This is a genomic window from Erwinia sp. MYb416, from assembly GCF_037479575.1.
GTDB classification, from domain to species: domain Bacteria; phylum Pseudomonadota; class Gammaproteobacteria; order Enterobacterales; family Enterobacteriaceae; genus Erwinia; species Erwinia rhapontici.
Map to the genome: position 1 here is coordinate 1,460 of NZ_JBBGYT010000022.1, position 625 is coordinate 2,084.

The following is a 625-nucleotide window of genomic DNA, read 5'->3' on the forward strand; positions in this document are numbered from 1 at the left end:
CATTAGTCGGGTGAACGTCGGCTCAGTGTCACGCTGGCGGCAATGGAATGTGATCGCCGGAGACCATGTGAGCATTGATCTGGCGGGCCAGGGGATCCCGCGTCTGAATGAGGTGCTGTGGCGGGTGGCGCAGCGAGAGTATCCTCAGTTTCCTGATGCGACATATTTCAGTCAACTTAGTTGCCTCCATCTGACACCTGAGTGTCGGCAGCAGTTCCTTGCACGGCTGGAATGGTTGAGCAGTAAGTCTGTGCTTAATCTGACGGGGTTGGGGCGTCAGAGCTGGCAGCAGTTGCTTCAGTCGGGCTATCTAACACACCTGTTTTCATGGCTGGGATTGTCGCTGGAACAGCTGAAGGTAGTTCCTGGAATCGGGGAGGCGAGAGCTCATCTTTTCTGGCAGCAATTCCGCTTGAGTCGACAGCGGCCATTCAAGCGTTGGGTCCGGGCATTAGGTGTTCCGATCCCTGAGAAGGCCATGAATACACTCGCAGATGATAGCTGGTCGCAGCTATTGTCACGCTCGGTAGAGGAATGGCAGACGTTACCTGGTATTGGTGGCGCGCTGGCGCAAAAAATTATCAATTTCCTACAACATCCAGAAGTGCGGCAACTTATTCATGGG

General features: G+C 54.4%; 1 protein-coding gene. It reads left to right on the top strand.

The genetic code is table 11. The features are described 5' to 3' along the window. Positions 1-625 (top strand): helix-hairpin-helix domain-containing protein (locus tag WH277_RS00190; protein WP_445235285.1); only part of this gene is annotated, 625 nt, incomplete at both ends.